The sequence below is a fragment of the Profundibacter sp. genome, from assembly GCF_965277155.1.
GTDB lineage: Bacteria > Pseudomonadota > Alphaproteobacteria > Rhodobacterales > Rhodobacteraceae > Profundibacter.
Map to the genome: position 1 here is coordinate 396467 of NZ_CBDIBV010000011.1, position 15270 is coordinate 411736.

Below are 15270 nucleotides of genomic sequence, written 5' to 3' on the forward strand. Positions count from 1 at the left end.
TATCTTTGAAAAAAGAATAACAAGATAGTCTTTTTATTACACGGCGCTATACAGTCTGGCAAAACCCACGCAGCCAAAGGACGCAAAAGATGTCGATTTTCCACTTTGCCTATAACATCACCGATCTTGATCAGGCCCGCGCCTTTTATGGCGGGGTGCTGGGCTGCAAAGAGGGGCGCAGCACTGACACATGGGTTGATTTCAACTTTTTCGGCCACCAGATTTCACTGCATCTGGGCACCCCCTTTGAAACCCGTGCGACGGGCAAGGTGGGCGATCATATGGTGATGATGCCACATCTGGGTGTTGTGTTGGCGATGGATGAATGGCAATCCTTGGCCGACCGCCTGAAGGATGTAGGCATCGAATTTGTGATCCCGCCGACCCTGCGCTTTGCTGGGCAGCCGGGCGAACAAAGCACGATGTTCTTTCTGGACCCGTCAGGCAACCCGATAGAAATCAAGGGATTTGCCGATGGTAGTGTCGCGAGTTTGGTGGAAATTCGAGGACGGCGTAATCTCCGGGTGCATCGAAGCCACCCAACCGGCGGCTGGAACCGCCAAGGAGATCACGCCATGACAAAGAATACAGCAACATCGACATCCGCGCTACTGGCCAATGAAGCAGGCTATGACCCGATTGAAGACCGGCTGCGCCAGAACATCCGCGCGACGATCGAGGCGGTTTTCGAAGAGGAGCTGGAGCAGTTTCTGGGCCGTTGCCGGTATGGCCGCAGCGGCGGGGCAAAGGCCGGATACCGCCACGGGCATCGCGAGCGGCAACTGGTCGGAACATTTGGAACCGAAACGGTGCGCGTGCCGCGTGCGCGGATCACAGGCGAGGCCGGCAAGGCCAGAGAATGGCGCTCGAAGGCATTGCCCCGCTACCAGCGGCTGACGAAGAAGGCCGAGGCGCTGATCGCTGCTGTCTACCTTTCGGGCACCAACACACGGCGGGTAAAACGCGCCCTGTTCGGCCTGTTTCAGGGGGCGGTCAGCAAGGATGTGGTGAGCCGCGCCTGGCGCAAGGTGAAGGTGGACTGGCAGGCGTGGTGCGCCCGCAGCCTTGCGGATGAAGACATCGTGCGGCTGATCCTGGACGGCACCGTGATCAAAACGCGGATTGACAGGAAGGCCACCAATATCTCGGTTCTGGCCGCGATTGGCGTGCGCCGGGATGGGCAGAAGGTCTTGTTATCACTGATGAACATGGGCGGCGAAAGCACCTCCGCCTGGCGTCAGTTCATCAACGATCTGGATGCGCGCGGGTTGAAACGGCCCGAATTTGTCATCGTGGACGGGGCACCGGGACTTGAGGTCGCTCTCATTGCCCTCTGGGGTGAAGATCTGCCGATCCAGAGGTGCACGGTGCACAAGCACCGCAACCTTCTGGCCAAGGCACCCAAGCGTATGCATGATGAGTTGACAGAAGATTACCGCGACATGATCTACGCCAAAACACCCGAGGAAATCGCCACCCGCCGCAAGGCATTTCTGCGAAAATGGCGGCTGAAATGCAAGGCCGTCGCTGACAGCTTGGAAGAAGCAGGAGATAAGCTTTTCACCTTCACGCGTCTGCCACAAGGCCAGTGGAAATCGGCCAGAACGACAAATGCGATCGAACGCCTGAACGAGGAATTCCGCCGCCGCATCAAGACCCAGACCGTGCTGCCATGCGCCGAGACCGTGCCGATGCTGCTTTGGGCTCTGATGGCCTCGGGGCAGATCGTCATGCGAAAGGTCGATGGCTGGGAAACGCTCGCTCAGCCCGTCGCCGACGCAACCCTTGACCAAGCCGCCTGACCGGCGCATAACTCAACCCGCTCGGAGGTGCCTGAAATCAATTTCCACCACTTTCGAGACACAACCCTATTTTGGAGTTTACCGATCCAGCCGGAATTTCACCTGATCCGCTGACGGATATCTTGCGCAAAGGCGCGCGGGATCTGTTGGCACAGGCGGTCGAGGCCGAGGTTTGTGATCTGATGGCGCAACACGCGCATTTGAGGGATTCGGCCGGTCGCCAGCGCCTTGTTCGCCACGGATACCTGCCGGAGCGCGAGGTGATGACGGGGATCGGCCCTGTCCCGGTGAATGTGCCTCGGGTGCGTGATCGTGGCACGGGGGCGGAGAAGATCAGGTTCACCTCGACGCTTCTGCCGCCGTATCTGCGCCGGGCAAAGTCGGTCGAGGAGTTGTTGCCCTGGCTCTATCTCAAAGGTATTTCCACGGGTGATTTCGGCGAAGCACTGGCGGCCCTTCTGGGGCCTGATGCGGGTGGTTTGACATCGAGCACGATTTCGCGCCTGAAGGCGGAGTGGTGGGCAGAATACGAGCGTTGGAACCGGCGTGACCTGTCGGCCAAACGCTATGTGTATTTCTGGGCCGACGGGGTTTATTTCAAGCCGCGCACGGATGCTGACAAGCAATGCATGCTGGTGATCATCGGCGCGGACGAGTGGGGTAACAAGGATGTTCTGGGCCTCGTGGACGGGTATCGAGAAAGCAGCCAGAGCTGGCGTGAACTGCTGCTGGACTTGCAACGTCGTGGCCTCAGAAAAGCCCCTGATCTGGCCGTTGGTGATGGCGCGCTCGGCTTCTGGAACGCCTTGCGGGAGGTGTTCGGTGAGACCCGGGAGCAGCGCTGCTGGGTGCATAAAACCGGCAACGTCCTGAATGCCATGCCGAAGTCGCTGCAAGCCAAAGCCAAGGGCCATCTACAGGACATCTGGATGGCCGAGAACAAACGGGACGCCGAGGCCGCGTTCAATTTCTTCATCGAAGCCTATGGCGTGAAATACGAGCGTGCCGTGGGGAAGCTGACCAAGGACCGGGACGTGCTGCTGACCTTCTACGACTTCCCTGCCGAGCACTGGAAACACATCCGCACATCCAACCCCATCGAAAGCATATTTGCCACCGTGCGGCACCGAACGAAGAAGACCAAAGGCTGCCTCGGGCGCAAGACCGCCTTGGCAATGACCTTCCGCCTGATGATGTCGGCAAAGAAGAAATGGCGTAAACTCGACGGCGCATTCCGATTGCCGGAAATCATCGAAGGGGTTGAATTTAAGGACGGGATCAAGCAGGAAAAACATGCCGCCTGATTACTGCGTCACCAACTTTTGGGCATAGCTCCAAAAATACAAAACCCCGCGGTTAAAACTGCGGGGTTTTCTTTTTCCAATCTGGCCGAAACAGCCGTAACAGGCCGGATTTAGTCGTTGGCCGTGATAACAGTTTCTGCCGGGCTGGACTCTGCATTTGCATTGCTGGTTGCGGTCAGGACAATGGCCATGACCAATGACAAAACGCCGGTTGCCAATACCAGCCAGTCCACAGTGGCACTACCATCGTCGTCATGGGCAAAGCGGAACATGGTTTTCAACATTCTGGCAACTCCTAAAATACAGGCAAATTTATTGTTACTCTGGGTAAGATGCGCGGCAAATGCGGCGGAAATTGGGTAAGAGTGGTGCGATTTCAGGGTTTCAGGGGCAGATCGGGCGCAGTACTATCCCTTTATAAACAGGAGTATCGGAATGGGTAAGGACACAATATTAGGCCCGAAGTTGAAAAACTGGATGCCACCACCATGCCCGACCGCACCCGTTCTGGAAGGGCGCTATGCGCGGTTGGAACGGTTGGATGCTGACCGCCATGCAGATGAATTGCATCGGGCCAATGCGGCGGATGATACCCTGTGGGACTACATGGCACACGGGCCGTTTTTGTCGGCTTTGGCATATTCTAACTGGGTGCATACGGCGGTGGCAGTGAATGACCCTTATTATTACGCGATAAAAAACCTTGAAACAGGGCAGTATGAAGGGGTGGCCAGCTATTTGCGGATCAGGCCTGAAATGGGGGATATCGAAGTAGGAAGCATCGTTTTTACCCCGCCCCTGCAACGCACCCGTGCGGCGACCGAGGCAATGTTTTTGATGATGCAATGGGCCTTTGAGGTCGGTTACCGGCGGTATGAATGGAAATGTGATGCGCTCAACCAGCCCTCGCGACGGGCAGCGCTGCGGTTGGGTTTTACATTCGAGGGTATTTTTCGCCAGCACATGGTGATCAAGGGACGCAACCGTGATACAGCGTGGTTTTCGGTGATCGACAGTGAATGGCCTGCGTTGAAAACGGCCTTTGAAACGTGGCTGTCGTCTGAAAACTTTAGCACAAATGGCCAGCAGCGCCAAAGCCTGTCTGATCTGACTAGACGGGTTCGCGAGGCAGATACAGCCTGCCCTTAAACCACTTCACCACCCGCCAGCCGTTCCCGGAATATACCGCTTAACCGTTGCACATCCCCGCGTATCGACCCCCCTTGGCGCGATCTTTGGCCAGCGCGGCGGCGGCAGCCTCGAGTTGTGCATCATGGGCGCTGCGGGCTATGCCGCTGGTGAACTGGGCGACATAATCCAGTGCATCGCCATCGGGCCTGTCCTGCAACACATCCGCCGCGCGGGCAATATCCTCGCGAAAGGTAAACGGGTCGGGATGAATGGCCTCGTCCGGTATCTGGCGCGGGGCAGGGGGTTGGGCCGTTTCTGGCAAAAGCGACAGGATTGCCTGCTGGAATGCCCCAAGGGTTTCGATCGGTTTTGGCAGAAACCCATCCGCGCCCGCCGCCATCGCCTCGCCCTCGCGCGCCGGATCGCCACTGATCCCCAGCAACACGTCGATGCGCGGGGTTGCATTGTGCAACTCGGCAATCAGGTTCACGCCCGATCCATCCGGCAGTCCCAGATCAATAACCACCACCGAGGGGCGGTAAACCCGTAAATGTTTGCGCGCCGAGGCCAGACAATCGGCCCGCCGGATACGCGCACCGGATCGCAGGCACAACAGGCGCATCGCTTCGCTGGCAAAGCGGCTATCCTCGACCACCAGCACGGTCAGCCCCAACAGGGGTCGCGCGGCGGTGGGTGTGCGGGCTAGCATTATGTCATCAAAATCATCCATCATGTTCCCCTTTGCAGTGTTGCGAGCGACTCGGAGTAAGCCCGATATTGGCTAAGACGAAGTTAACGGCGCGAAATTATACCCAAGGAATGCTTGCGCCAGTGCGGCGCGCGCTTCATAACTTGGGCAAAGCGAACACAAGGAACCCAATTATGATCGGACGTTTGAACCACGTTGCCATTGCCGTGCCGGATCTGGATGCTGCCGCCGCCCTTTACCGCGATACATTGGGGGCCAAAGTGGGCGCGCCGCAGGACGAACCGGACCACGGGGTAACGGTGATTTTCATCGAACTGCCCAACACCAAAATCGAACTGCTACACCCGCTGGGCGAGGACAGCCCGATCAACGGCTTTCTGGCCAAAAACCCCTCGGGCGGCATTCACCACATCTGTTACGAGGTCGACGACATCATTGCCGCCCGTGACAAGCTAAAGGCGTCGGGTGCGCGCGTGCTGGGTACCGGCGAGCCGAAAATCGGCGCCCATGGCAAGCCCGTTCTGTTTCTGCATCCCAAGGATTTCACCGGCACGCTGGTCGAGCTGGAGCAGGTGTAGGCATGGCCATTACATCCGCCCTTGTCCTGTTTGCCGTGATCTGGTTCATGACCCTGTTCATCGTGCTGCCCCTGCGCCTGAAAACCCAGGGCGATGTCGGCAAGGTGGCCCGTGGCACACCGTCCTCGGCCCCCGTTGATCCACAGTTGAAAAAGCGGGCGTTGATTGTAACGGTGGTGACTGTGGTTTTGTGGTCTATCCTGATGGTGGTGATTTTAAGCGGCGTGATCGAGGTCGAGGATTTCGACTGGTTCAATCATTTCACCCCCCCTTCTGCAAACGATGGAATAGATGGGTAAAGGTCGCCGCCCCCAGGATTGGCACAAAAAGGTTAACGACGGGTATCGTTAACGGCACCACCATCAGCACCCCCGCCATCCAGATTATGCCCGAATGCTGTTTGCGCAGCGCCTTGGCCCCGTCACGGCCCAACCGGCGCATCGCGGCCAGCTGGAAATATTCCCGCCCCAGCAGAAAACCGTTAAGCGCCCAGAATACCAGCGGGCTGGCGACATTGGTGATGGTATAGACCAGTATCGCCAGAATGTTGGCACCGATCAGCACCCCCAGGAAATTCAGCGTATCAATGATGTTTTCCCGAAACGGGATACGCGGGGCAGGGGGCAGGTCGGGGTAATACCGGCGCTCGACCGCTTTGGCGATGTCCTCCAGAAACAGACCGGTAAAGGCCGATACCACGGGGATCATCAGAAAAAACGACAGGATCAGCATAAAGCCGACCGATCCCCAGCTAAGCAAATCCTTCAGCCATGTGACCTCGCCGACAAAGGGGATGGTCAGGGTGTCAGGCGCCAGCTTGTCGATCAGCCACAGGAAACCGCCGTAGAACCCGAATAACAGGGCAATGGTCATGGCCAACCCGAATAGTAACACCTTCAGGAAACGCGGGTCGGTCAATTGACTGACGGCTTTGGCAAAGTCGCTGAAAATCATCTCTCGATCCACTCTGTAATGGCGTCTATATCGGGTCGTGGGCGTTCGGGCGGGATGCCTGTTTCGCTACCGATATGGATGAATCCGGCAACGGTTTCGGTATCGGACAGCTCCAACCCCTGTGTCAGAAATTCACGATCATGGGCAGGCCAGCCAGACAACCAGTTCGCCCCCCAACCGGAGGCCAGAGCAGCGTTCAACAGCGACAGGCAGGCGGCACCGGCGGAATAGCATTGCTCGACCGGCGGGATTTTATCCGAAGGCTTGGGCGCGGCAACCACAGCCACGATCAGCGGCGCATTGGCGAAACTGTCGGCGGTCTTGGAAATCTTGTCGGGGTCAAGGCTCAAATCTGCCCCGCGGGCCCGGGCAAGGGTGGCAAGGCGTTGCAGCGCCTGCCCTTGTAAAACGATAAACCGCCACGGCTCCAGCTTGCCATGATCCGGCACACGGGCGGCGGCGGTCAACATCGGTGCCAGTGCCTCGCGGTCCGGCGCTGGCGTGGTCAGGGTTCTGTAGGGGCGTGATCGGCGGGTCAGGAGGAACTCCATCACGGCGGCATTATTGGCAAGGTTCATTGTTGCGGGTTCTCCTGTTGGTCCGATATATGTCGGTGATTTTGCCCCACGGTTCAAGAGGCGGGAAAAACGCCACCAACCCTTTGGCTTTCTTTTTCGTGAAAATATCCCCGCCGGAGGCATCGCGCCGTCAGGCGCCAAAACAAAAAAGCGCCCCGCAGGGGCACCGCTGGATTACACCTGCCGCCATTTCCCGTTCTCCAGCCCGTCAATCGTCCATGACCCGATCCGATAGCGGATCAGCCGCAAAGTGGGATGCCCCACCGCCGCCGTCATCCGCCGCACCTGCCGGTTGCGCCCCTCGGTGATGGTAATCGACAGCCAGCTATCCGGCACGGTTTTGCGAAACCGCACCGGCGGATCACGAGGCCACAGGGCTTCGGGTTCCGCCATCCGCTCCACCACGGCAGGGCGCGTTTTGCCATCTTTTAGCATCACCCCATCGCGCAGGGATTGCAGCGCCGCATCATCCGGCAGCCCTTCGACCTGCACCCAGTAGGTTTTGGCCATCTTGTGTTTCGGGTGGCTGATCCTGGCCTGAAGCCGCCCGTCATCGGTCAGCACCAGCAGGCCTTCGCTGTCCTTGTCCAGACGACCGGCAGCATAGACGCCATTGACGTCGATAAATTCCGACAGGGTTTTGCGCGCACTGCCAGCGCTGCCCGCATCGGTAAACTGCGACAACACATTGAAGGGCTTGTTGAACAGGATTACCTTGGCGTTCAAAAGAACAGCCCTTCCAGTTCCCCGATCACCCTGGAAAACACCGCCTGCATAGCGGCATTCGGCTGGCGGATCACATAGGCTTCGGCCAGTGGATCAGGGGCGGTGATGCTGCTGCCCGACATCTGTTCCAGCACCGCATGACCACAGAACGGCACATAGGATTCCGAATAGCCGCCCTCGTGCACCACAACCAGTTTTCCGCCGCACAGATCATCCGCCGCCGCCATCATCTGCGCCGTCATCTGGCGGAAGGTATCTGCAGTGCACAGCATCCGGCCCAACGGGTCATCAATCGCCGGATCATAGCCGCAGGCGATAATGATCACATCGGGGGCAAAGGCGCGCAGGGCAGGGGTGACGAGCCGCTCCATTGCCTCCAGATATGTCGCATGGCCCGCACCGGCTGGCAGGGGGATGTTCATGTTGAAGCCTTCACCCGCCCCTTCGCCGCGATCCGTCGCGGCGCCGGTGTCCAGCGGATAGTTGCGGTCCTGATGCAGACTGATGGTCAGCACATCGGCACGGTCATAGAATATCGCCTCGGTGCCGTTGCCGTGGTGCACGTCCCAATCCACCACCGCCACCCGTTTGCAATGCCCGCCGGCCAGTGCGGCCTTGATCGCGATGGCGATATTGGCCAGCAGGCAAAACCCGTTGGGGAAATCCGGCAGGCAGTGATGGCCAGGCGGGCGCGACAGGGAATAGGCGTTCTGCATTTCCCCCTTCAGCACCGCCTGCAAAGCCCCCTTGGCGAGCCCCGCCGACAGCGTCGCAATGTCATATCCATCCTGCGCAAAGGGCGCGCGCAGGCCGATTTCGCCGCCGCCGTTTTGTGACATTTCCCTGAATTTATCCAGATAGCTTTGCGGATGCACCCGCGCCAGATCATCGTCCGTGGCGGCAGGGGCAGAACGGGCGTCAAGCTCGTGAATGATGCCGGTCACATCCAGCAGGTTTTTCAGCCGCCGTTTGCTTTCGGGGGTTTCGGGCAGGCCACCAGCGACCATCGGCTGCACCAGCCCGCCGGTAGGAAAGCGCGCGGCGTAATTGCCGCCTGTGTGCCAGAAGCACTTTTCGTCCCAGAAAAAACCTGTGGTCATCTGTTGCCCTTTCCTTGTGGATTTGCCGCAAGGCTAGGATAAAGCGGGCGGGGGAGCCAGAGCAAATTGGAAAAGGGCGCGCTGGCAAAACTGGTAAAGGCGCGGGCTGAAACCGCGCCTGACCCTGCTGCGTAAAAACAACACCAAGGAACAAGGTTTCTCGAGTGATAGATCGAGGGAGGAGACGGGAAACGCCCCCTCCCTATTTTTTGCAGATGTCAGAAGCTCAGGATGTAGCTGATCTTCATTGTTGTTGCTTCGTAATCGGGTTCGTATTCGGTTACCCCGATTGCCGGTTTGGTTAGCGAGGTGTTCAACCTGTCGTAAATCACTTCGCCGCGCAGCATTCCGCGACCAATGGATTTCTGCAATCCAAGCCCAATAGTGAAACCAGCATTCACGCCTTTGTCGGTAATGCCTGAGGGAGCAACAGCGCCATCTCCAATCATAATGCCGACACCGCCCGAACCGAACCATTCCAGCCCGTTGTTCAAGCTCTGGCCATAGATCCCGCGTAGGCGGATCACAGCGTCCCGTGAGCAATAGTAAGGGCCGAAGGCCCCAGCCGAGCATGGGGAATTGTTATACTCGAGTTCACTGCCCAGAAACAGGTCAATGTCAGCTTCGGGACCATAAAAGGCGTTGCCTTTTTCAAAGCGGTAGCCAAAGGTAAGGGAACCTCTAAAAATCCCCCAAAATCCGGCCTGACGGGGTAGAATCGTCATCAGGATGAAAATGATTCGACCGACGGGGTTTTGTCATGGGTCAGATGGGATTTTTTGATCTTTCCAGCCGATACGCGGGACTGGACAAATCTGGTGATCCGCTGGTGTTGCTCAACGACATGGTGCCGTTCGAGGATTACCGGGACGAGCTGAAGGCCATATGGCGCACGCCGCCCGAACAGCGCAAATCCAACGCTGGCCGCCCGCCTTGGGATGAGGTGCTGATATTCAAGACGATGGTTTTGCAGCAGCTCTACAACCTCTCTGACGATCAGATCGAGTATCAGATCCGCGACCGCCTGTCGTTCATGCGGTTTCTCGGCCTTGGCATTGAAGACAGCGTACCTGACGCCAAGACCATCTGGGCCTACCGTGAAAGGCTGGCCGGGGCCGGGAAGATGAAGGAGCTGTTTGACAAGTTCGATGCCTTTCTGCGCGAAAAGGGCTATCTGGCGATGGGCGGGCAGATTGTTGATGCGAGCATCGTTCCGGCGCCGCGCCAGCACAACAAAAGGGACGAGAACGAGAAAATCAAGGCGGGCGAAACGCCTGAAGAGTGGGAGGAAAAACCCCACAAGAAGCGCCAGAAGGACGTGGATGCGCGCTGGACGAAGAAGCACGGCAAGAGCTATTACGGCTACAAGAACCACATCAATGTCGACCGGCGGCACAAATTCATCCGCGCTTATGATGTCACCGATGCCGCCGTGCATGACAGCCAGGCGCTTGCCGGTCTGATTGATGCGAGCAACACCTCATCGGACCTGTGGGCCGACAGCGCCTATCGCTCGCAAAAGATCGAAAGCGAGCTGGAAGAGCGGGGGCTTCACAGCCATATCCATCACAAGGGCAGGCGCGGCAAGCCGCTTGGCGAGCGCCAGCAAAAGGCCAACCGGAGGCGCTCGAAAGTGCGGGTCCGGGTCGAGCATGTATTCGCTTTTCAGGAGCGCTCCATGGGCGGCAAGCTGATCCGCTCCATCGGCCTGAAGCGGGCGCGATTTCGCATCGGGATGATGAACCTGGTCTACAACATGAAGCGCTTCGTCCAGTTCGAATGCGGCCTGGCGGCGCCGGGATAAGGGTTCATGGGGTGAGGTGTGCCTGAAATACCCAAAACCGGCTTGAAACCGGTGAAAATGGGTTTATGATCCGAAGCAATCAGGCGGGACAGGCGAAAAACCGTCCACCCCGCCGCGAAGAAGGCGAAAACGGGAATTTACAGAGGTTCCCGTAAGTCCCAGTGCGGGGCCGGTTTCCGAGCTTTCCGCGCCGAAACTATCATCCGAATTGGCCCTGCTGAAGGACAGGCCGCCGCCGTAATAAAAGCCTTGATCCGCTGTTGCTGCAGTTGCTGAAAGTATGATGGTAGCCGATAGTAGAAAGGGTTTAATGGAATAGCTCATGGGTGTATCCTAAGTTTGTGTTCAGGATAGCTAATAATTTTGCAACCTACTAATATAAAACACTAAAATTCTATTAGCTATCGTAATATCTGGAATTTACCGTGTGATAAAAATTTGGTCAATTGCGCTGATGTTTTGCAGTTGTAACTTGTCTCTAATAAGCAACATTTACACCGCTGCTGAACCATGCCGACATTTGATCGAAAATTGCGGTTTATAAATCAGGCTATTGTCTGCTCGGGCCTGTATGACTCTATGCGCGGCGGCTGGACAGATCAGCGATACCCAAAACATCCAGCACCTTGGCCTCGATATCCGGCGCATTCATCGCGGCGGCGGCATACATTGCGGCGGGGCTGGCGTGGTCGATGAAGGTATCGGGGAACACCATGCTGCGGAATTTCAAACCCGTATCAAACACGCCTTCATCGGCCAACAATTGTGCCACATGGCTGCCAAAACCGCCAACCGCACCTTCTTCAATGGTGATCAGCGCCTCGTGATCCGCGGCCAGTTGCAGGATCATCTCGCGGTCTAGCGGTTTGGCAAAACGCGCATCGGCAATGGTCGGGGTAATGCCCTTGGCGGCCAGCGATTCAGCGGCCTTTTGCACCTCGGACAGGCGTGTGCCAAAAGAAAGGATAGCCACCCGCGCCCCTTCGGAAATAATGCGCCCCTTGCCGATTACCAGCGGCACGCCGCGCTCGGGCAGTTCCACGCCCACCCCTTCGCCACGGGGAAAGCGAAATGCGCTGGGACAATCGTCAATCGCGGCGGCGGTGGCGACCATATGCACCAGCTCGGCCTCGTCCGCTGCGGCCATCACCACGAATCCGGGCAGGTTGGCCAGATAAGCGATGTCGTAAACGCCCGCGTGGGTCGGGCCATCGGCCCCCACCAGCCCCGCGCGGTCAATGGCAAAGCGCACGGGCAGGCGTTGCACCGCCACGTCATGCACCACCTGATCATAGCCCCGTTGCAGGAAGGTCGAATACATCGCGCAAAACGGCTTCATTCCGCCAGCTGCAAGGGCGGCGCTGAACGTCACCCCGTGCTGTTCGGCAATCCCGACATCAAAGCAACGACTGGGATAACGTTCGGCAAACAGGTTCAGCCCCGTGCCATCGGGCATCGCGGCGGTCACCGCGCAAATCTTGTCATCCCCGGCAGCCTGCTGCAACAAGGCATCGGCAAACACGCGGGTATAGCTGGGGGCGTTGCCGGGGGTCTTTTTCTGCTCGCCGGTGACCACGTTGAACTGGGCGGTTGCATGCCCCTTGTCGCGCGCGGTTTCGGCGGGGGCGTATCCCTTGCCCTTTTTGGTCAGCACATGGATCAGCATTGGCCCCGTGGCACGGTCTTTGACGGTGCGCAGCAGCGGCAACAACTGGCCCAGATCATGCCCGTCAATCGGCCCGACATAGGAAAAGCCCAGCTCTTCGAACAAGGTGCCGCCGACGGTCATGGATTTCAGCATTTCCTTGGCGCGCTTGGCCCCTTCCTTGAACGGCGGGGGCAACAGGCTGACCGCACCCTTGGCGGCGGATTTCAATTCCTGAAACGGCTCGCCCGCATAAAGGCGCGAAAGATAGGCCGACATCGCCCCAACCGGCGGAGCAATCGACATTTCGTTGTCGTTCAGGATGACGAACATGCGTTTTTTCAGATGGCCCGCGTTGTTCATCGCCTCATAGGCCATGCCGGCGGACATGGCCCCGTCGCCAATCACCGCAATCGCATCACCAATCCCGTGTTCCGGCGCCCCGCCCAAATCGCGCGCCACGGCAAAGCCAAGGGCGGCGGAAATCGAGGTCGAGCTGTGACCCGCGCCAAACGGGTCATAGGCAGATTCCGCGCGTTTGGTGAAACCGGACAACCCGCTTTCCTGTCGCAAGGTGCGGATGCGGTCACGCCGCCCTGTCAGCACCTTGTGCGGGTAACACTGGTGGCCCACGTCCCAGATCAGCCGGTCGCGCGGGGTATCGAACACCGCGTGCAGTGCTATGGTCAGTTCGACCACGCCCAGCCCTGCGCCCAGATGGCCGCCGGTAACGGACACGGCGGAAATCACCTCGGTCCGCAATTCGTCAGCCAGTAGCGCCAACTCGTGGTCAGACAGGGTTTTCAGGTCTGCCGGAACCGTTACTCGGTCAAGGATCGGGGTGTCGGGGCGGTCGTTCATCGGGTTTTACTCACTTATCCCGCGCAATAACGAACCGCGCGGCCTGACGCAGAGTATCTGCCTTTGCGCCAAAAGGTTCAAGAGCCGCCTGCGCCTGATCCACCAGTTCCGCCGCGCGTTCCTTGGCCCCGTCCAGTCCCAGCAGGGAAACGAAGGTGGCCTTGCCCGCATCCGCATCCTTGCCCAGCCGTTTGCCGGCCTTGGCCGCATCGCCCTCGACATCCAGAATGTCGTCGGCGATCTGGAACGCCAGCCCCAGCGCGGTTGCATAGTCGCGCATCGGGGTGACATCGGCGCGGGCCATCACGGCGCCTGCCTCTGCGGACCAGCGGATCAAGGCGCCGGTTTTGCCGTCTTGCAGGTGGGTGATTTCCGTCAAAGTCAGCGGTTCGGGCGCGGTTTCGGCGGCAATGTCCAGCGCCTGCCCCAGCACCATCCCCTGCGCACCCGAAGCCCGTGCCAAGGATGCCACCAGCTCCAGCCGCACCACCGGATCGTTCGAGGTTTCCACGCGGGTCAGGGTTTCAAACGCCAGCGTTTGCAGCGCATCCCCCGCCAAAACCGCCGTGGCCTGATCCCATTTCACATGCACGGTCGGCTGACCACGCCGCAGATCGTCGTCATCCATGCAGGGTAGATCGTCATGCACCAGTGAATAGGCATGCAGCATTTCCACCGCCGCCGCCGGATACAGGGCGCGGGCCACGTCCACCCCATGCAGCCGCGCTGTTTCCAGCACCAGAAAACCCCGCAACCGTTTGCCGCCGGATGTGGCATAACGCATGGCCTGCACCACGGGCAGATCGCCCAGCGGTGCCATAAGCTGTTGCAGGCAGGCACCGATTTGCCCTGCCGCGTTGTTCAATGATTTGGCAAACATTTACAGCCCTTCGACCGGCTTTGTCCCCGTTGGTTGCCCGTCTTCGCCCAGCGTGATTGCGGCAACCTTTTCTTCGGCTTCCTTCAGCTTGGCTTCGCAGCGCTTCTTCAGCTCTGCCCCGCGCTCGTACAGCTTGATCGATTCCTCAAGCGGCACATCCCCGCGCTCAAGCTGGCCGACAACGGCCTCAAGTGCCGCCATCGCCTCTTCAAAGCTCATCTCATCTACCGGTTTGTCGCTCATCCGCCGCGCTCCATCAAAACCTTAACATGTGCGGCGACCGAGGCCGCCAATGCGTCCAGATCATATCCGCCTTCCAATGTCGAGACAATGCGCCCCTCGCACACTTTGTCCGCCACATCGCAAATGCGGTTGGTCAGCCAGATAAAATCCTCGACCTCCCACATCAGACCGGCCAGCGGATCGGCGCGGTGGGCATCAAATCCGGCGGAAACAAGGATTAGATCGGGGTTGAACGCCTCAATCGCAGGGAAAATCTCGCCGTCATAGGCGGCTTGCAGGGTGGCGGTGGTGCAGCCCTCGGGCAGGGGGTAGTTCAACACGGTATTAAAGGCACCGGTTTCGGAGGCCGCGCCGGAACCGGGATAAAGCGGCATCTGGTGGCTGGAACAAAACAGGGCGCGGGATTCGTCCCATAACAGCGCCTGAGTGCCGTTGCCGTGGTGCACGTCAAAATCCACAATCGCCACCCGTCTGGCGCCGCAATTTTCCAGCGCGTGTTTGGCGGCAATGGCAATATTGCCAAACAGGCAAAACCCCATCGGCTTTTCTTGTTCCGCATGGTGCCCCGGTGGGCGGATACCACAAAAGGCGTTATGCGCCTGGCCATTCATCACCATATCCACGGCGCGGATATTTGCCCCTACAGCCCGCAATGCCGCAGTCAGGGAGTCAGGGGACATATGCGTGTCAGGATCCAGTGATACGGTGCCGTCGGTCGGGGTAGCATCGCGCACCCGTTTGATATGTGCTGCGGGGTGGGCCAGCAGGATATCGTTGTCATTCCCCAGCGGCGCGTCCTCGCCCAATAGGTCCGCGAATTCAGGGGCGTTCAGGGCCTGTTGCACATGTTCCAGCCGTGCCACCTGTTCTGGGTGACCGGGGGGCGTGATATGTGACAGGCAATCGGTGTGAGTAATAAAAACTGTGCTCATAGGAGGACGCTACGATAATATCG

17 protein-coding genes and 1 pseudogene are annotated in these 15270 nt (G+C 58.8%); 7 read left to right on the forward strand and 11 right to left on the reverse strand.

Features of this window, described 5'->3' with window-relative positions; genetic code table 11:
• Nucleotides 1–89: 89 nt before the first annotated feature.
• From ACQY4M_RS14540 to ACQY4M_RS14550, 3 genes and pseudogenes are all read left to right on the forward strand, one after another.
• Nucleotides 90–476 (forward strand): annotated as a pseudogene (locus ACQY4M_RS14540) (VOC family protein); the annotation flags it as partial.
• A gap of 99 nt (nt 477–575) precedes the next feature.
• Nucleotides 576–1802, forward strand: a complete 1227-nt coding sequence (locus tag ACQY4M_RS14545) for an IS256 family transposase (RefSeq protein WP_428539582.1) — start codon at nt 576–578, stop codon at nt 1800–1802.
• Nucleotides 1803–1870: 68 nt separating this feature from the next.
• On the forward strand, nt 1871–3106 hold the full coding sequence (locus ACQY4M_RS14550) for an IS256 family transposase (protein WP_428545646.1): 1236 nt from the start codon (nt 1871–1873) through the stop codon (nt 3104–3106).
• Between the two features lie 110 nt (nt 3107–3216).
• On the opposite strand, the gene ACQY4M_RS14555 is transcribed toward ACQY4M_RS14550, so the two are convergent.
• Nucleotides 3217–3390, reverse strand: a complete 174-nt coding sequence (locus ACQY4M_RS14555; RefSeq protein WP_428545516.1) for a hypothetical protein — start codon at nt 3388–3390, stop codon at nt 3217–3219.
• Between the two features lie 151 nt (nt 3391–3541).
• On the opposite strand from ACQY4M_RS14555, the gene ACQY4M_RS14560 reads away from it, so the two are divergent.
• The gene (locus ACQY4M_RS14560; RefSeq protein ID WP_428545519.1) at nt 3542–4255 is read left to right on the forward strand and encodes a GNAT family N-acetyltransferase; all 714 of its coding nucleotides are present in this window, start codon (nt 3542–3544) and stop codon (nt 4253–4255) included.
• A gap of 40 nt (nt 4256–4295) precedes the next feature.
• Here ACQY4M_RS14560 and ACQY4M_RS14565 read toward each other — a convergent pair whose 3' ends face one another.
• A complete protein-coding gene (locus ACQY4M_RS14565) occupies nt 4296–4967 on the reverse strand; it encodes a response regulator (protein ID WP_428545522.1) in 672 nt (223 codons plus the stop codon).
• Nucleotides 4968–5119: 152 nt separating this feature from the next.
• Here ACQY4M_RS14565 and mce point away from each other — a divergent pair, with 152 nt between their 5' ends.
• Nucleotides 5120–5524, forward strand: a complete 405-nt coding sequence (mce, locus tag ACQY4M_RS14570) for a methylmalonyl-CoA epimerase (RefSeq protein WP_118941605.1) — start codon at nt 5120–5122, stop codon at nt 5522–5524.
• A 2-nt stretch (nt 5525–5526) separates the two neighbouring features.
• On the forward strand, nt 5527–5823 hold the full coding sequence (locus tag ACQY4M_RS14575) for a DUF1467 family protein (protein ID WP_428545526.1): 297 nt from the start codon (nt 5527–5529) through the stop codon (nt 5821–5823).
• Here the strand turns inward: ACQY4M_RS14575 and ACQY4M_RS14580 are convergent.
• From ACQY4M_RS14580 to ACQY4M_RS14600, 5 genes are all read right to left on the reverse strand, one after another.
• Entirely contained in the window at nt 5786–6478 is a 693-nt protein-coding gene (locus ACQY4M_RS14580; protein ID WP_428545529.1) for an EI24 domain-containing protein, read from the reverse strand. The two genes, ACQY4M_RS14575 and ACQY4M_RS14580, sit on opposite strands and share 38 nt — an antisense overlap.
• On the reverse strand, nt 6475–7056 hold the full coding sequence (locus ACQY4M_RS14585; protein ID WP_428545532.1) for a nitroreductase family protein: 582 nt from the start codon (nt 7054–7056) through the stop codon (nt 6475–6477). The genes ACQY4M_RS14580 and ACQY4M_RS14585 overlap by 4 nt, the downstream gene beginning before the upstream one ends.
• Nucleotides 7057–7230: 174 nt before the next feature.
• Nucleotides 7231–7782 (reverse strand): rRNA large subunit pseudouridine synthase E, encoded by a 552-nt coding sequence (locus ACQY4M_RS14590; protein WP_428545535.1) that lies wholly within the window; start codon nt 7780–7782, stop codon nt 7231–7233.
• Nucleotides 7779–8882: a class II histone deacetylase gene (locus ACQY4M_RS14595; protein ID WP_428545538.1), complete on the reverse strand. Its 1104-nt coding sequence runs from the start codon at nt 8880–8882 to the stop codon at nt 7779–7781. The genes ACQY4M_RS14590 and ACQY4M_RS14595 overlap by 4 nt, the downstream gene beginning before the upstream one ends.
• Nucleotides 8883–9100: 218 nt before the next feature.
• The gene (locus ACQY4M_RS14600; RefSeq protein ID WP_428545541.1) at nt 9101–9607 is read right to left on the reverse strand and encodes a hypothetical protein; all 507 of its coding nucleotides are present in this window, start codon (nt 9605–9607) and stop codon (nt 9101–9103) included.
• A gap of 35 nt (nt 9608–9642) precedes the next feature.
• Here ACQY4M_RS14600 and ACQY4M_RS14605 point away from each other — a divergent pair, with 35 nt between their 5' ends.
• The gene (locus ACQY4M_RS14605; RefSeq protein WP_428539227.1) at nt 9643–10686 is read left to right on the forward strand and encodes an IS5 family transposase; all 1044 of its coding nucleotides are present in this window, start codon (nt 9643–9645) and stop codon (nt 10684–10686) included.
• Between the two features lie 577 nt (nt 10687–11263).
• On the opposite strand, the gene dxs is transcribed toward ACQY4M_RS14605, so the two are convergent.
• From dxs to ACQY4M_RS14625, 4 genes are read right to left on the reverse strand one after another with little or no spacing between them, the layout of a single operon-like run.
• On the reverse strand, nt 11264–13192 hold the full coding sequence (dxs, locus tag ACQY4M_RS14610; protein WP_428545544.1) for a 1-deoxy-D-xylulose-5-phosphate synthase: 1929 nt from the start codon (nt 13190–13192) through the stop codon (nt 11264–11266).
• A gap of 10 nt (nt 13193–13202) precedes the next feature.
• Complete coding sequence (locus ACQY4M_RS14615; protein WP_428545547.1) at nt 13203–14072, reverse strand: polyprenyl synthetase family protein; 870 nt, start codon at nt 14070–14072, stop codon at nt 13203–13205.
• Nucleotides 14073–14315 (reverse strand): exodeoxyribonuclease VII small subunit, encoded by a 243-nt coding sequence (locus ACQY4M_RS14620; protein WP_428545550.1) that lies wholly within the window; start codon nt 14313–14315, stop codon nt 14073–14075. It lies immediately after the preceding gene.
• Nucleotides 14312–15247: a histone deacetylase family protein gene (locus tag ACQY4M_RS14625; RefSeq protein ID WP_428545553.1), complete on the reverse strand. Its 936-nt coding sequence runs from the start codon at nt 15245–15247 to the stop codon at nt 14312–14314. The genes ACQY4M_RS14620 and ACQY4M_RS14625 overlap by 4 nt, the downstream gene beginning before the upstream one ends.
• Nucleotides 15248–15270: the final 23 nt, after the last annotated feature.